Genomic DNA, 1,997 nt, shown 5'->3' on the forward strand with positions numbered 1-1,997 from the left:
TTTTTACCTTTCCCACCAGGGTGTGGGGTGTGCGGTCAGCACTGAATACGAACTTTGAAAAGTCGATGTAGCTCCAGTCGAAATACCGGGCCTTTTCCTTGGCGTCATATACCTGCGTCCAGATGCCCTTTTTCTGGGCGTCTACTTTCACACCGGTGAGCACCGCCGCGGCCAGCCGCACGGCTATGGCGGTGATGGTCTTATTTTTGAACATTACCTTGCCGTCAAAGTCGCTGGTTTCCCAGTAGGCCTCGATGGCCTCCCCGTTGTCGTTGTAGCTCTCTGGTTTGTCCACATTCACGGCAAAACGGCAGATGGCCCCGTCCGCCCTCCCAAAGCACAGCGCTTCTCCGTCCACCCACAGACACCGGGCATTGATTTCCGGCCAAAAATAGGCCTCATACTGATAAGAAGAATAAGGGTTATTTTTCTCGTAGGTCTTCTGCTGTCCGTCCAGCAGGTAGAGATTCCCGTCCACGCTCAGCACGTAGAAGTCCCGATAGACCATCCCGAATGCGTCCACAATGCCTTTTGCATCCCGCAGCGCACTGCGTATAAAGAAGCTGCGCTCCTGCGCATACTTCTCTCCGGTCAGCTCCTCCGCCGTGATGGCGTATACTCCCGCCTTCGTCAGAAATAAAGGCTCCTTGCCCATATAGGCGAAGCTGCGGGGAGCCGCCGCGCATTCTCCGATAAGCGTATTGGTGATTTTGAAAAGGGCCTCTCCTTTTTCGTCAAGGCTCCCCTGCCGAACCACCACAGTTCGCTCTCCCTCGTCTCCGTCCATGCACGTTGCCAGCGTGCTCCCCAGAATGGCGTATCCCACCACCTTCCGTCCGTCCCGGGACACCTTGGTATACCCGGTATCCGGCCAGAACGTGGGGTCTTCATAGCCGGAATACCAGTCGAACCCGGGCTTGTCAGGGTTCCCGGACAAAAACACCCTGTCCGCCGCGCCGCCCACGCCGTAAACGGTGTGCACGGTGCATTTTTCTATATTGCTCAGCGTCCCCCGGTCCTTGGATGCCGTAATCTTTACGTTGTCCTGCCCGGTCACCGGCGTTACTCCCGGAGCCACAGTGAAGGTCACCGTGCCCGCCGCGCGGTCTACGGTAAAGTCCGTCCCTTCCGTCTTTTTAATCCAATCCCCGCCGCTGGACAAAACCTCAGCCGTTACAGGGGTGCTGTCCAGCTCCGTGGTTGTCATCTGATACACCGTGTCTCCGGCCTTGCCTAAAAACGTCTCCGTCCACTTGGTTCCGATCATATTCAGCGCCTCATAGGCTGTTCCGCCGCCGCTGGGCGCACGGCTAATGATCACGGTGGGCACATAAGGCTCCGCGTTCACCAGTTTCAGATTTTCTCCGTCGTAAACCCGGAAATGCGTTCCGTCCAGCAGATACAGTTTGTCTTCAAAGCGAAACGCGCCGGAGAAGGCGTCCGCCATATCGGCGGCCAGCTCCGTCCACTCCGCCTCTGGGGTCCACAGGTACAGCATCGTTCCGGCATGGACAAGCCGCTTTTCGCCCAGCTCATGCACGCCGTTGATACGCCCGCCGTTGGGCGCGGTCGCAACGGTGGTGTAGCCCATGCGCTTGCGCACCTTGCCCACCTGGTCCCGAATCATGTTTGGCGCGTTGGGGGACCGGGAAAAGTCCACGTTGCTGGGGCTGTTGTTTAAATCAACACCCCGGAAATATTCATTTACCTGCGTGCTTTTTCCGTCTCCCGACGGAACCGAAAAGGTACTCATGCAGCATCCCTTCCTGTCACCACCATCTGGTGGTGTTCTGATAGCTCCCGGCGCCGGCCGGACGTTTCCGGGAAGCGCTCAGCAGTTTTTGCAGCGCGTCCTCAAATTCGTTTCGGTATTGCACCGCCGCCCGAAGATCGTCGTCCTTGTAAAGCTGCGAGGCCATGTACAGCGGCAAAAGCTCCGCAACCTCCCGGGGTACATCCAGCACCGCCCCACCCTCTGTGGCGGCGGTAATCACCGT

At 57.9% G+C, this 1,997-nt stretch carries 2 protein-coding genes; both read right to left on the minus strand.

Annotated features, from left to right (window positions below; translation table 11 throughout):
• Positions 1–1,753, minus strand: a 1,753-nt coding sequence (locus RTK01_RS16685; RefSeq protein WP_312282044.1) for a hypothetical protein, incomplete at its 3' end; no start/stop codon positions are given.
• A gap of 16 nt (positions 1,754–1,769) precedes the next feature.
• A partial coding sequence (locus RTK01_RS16690; RefSeq protein WP_312282045.1) for a hypothetical protein occupies positions 1,770–1,997 on the minus strand: 228 nt, incomplete at its 5' end.

The organism is Oscillibacter sp. (assembly GCF_031978065.1).
Lineage (GTDB): Bacteria > Bacillota > Clostridia > Oscillospirales > Oscillospiraceae > Oscillibacter.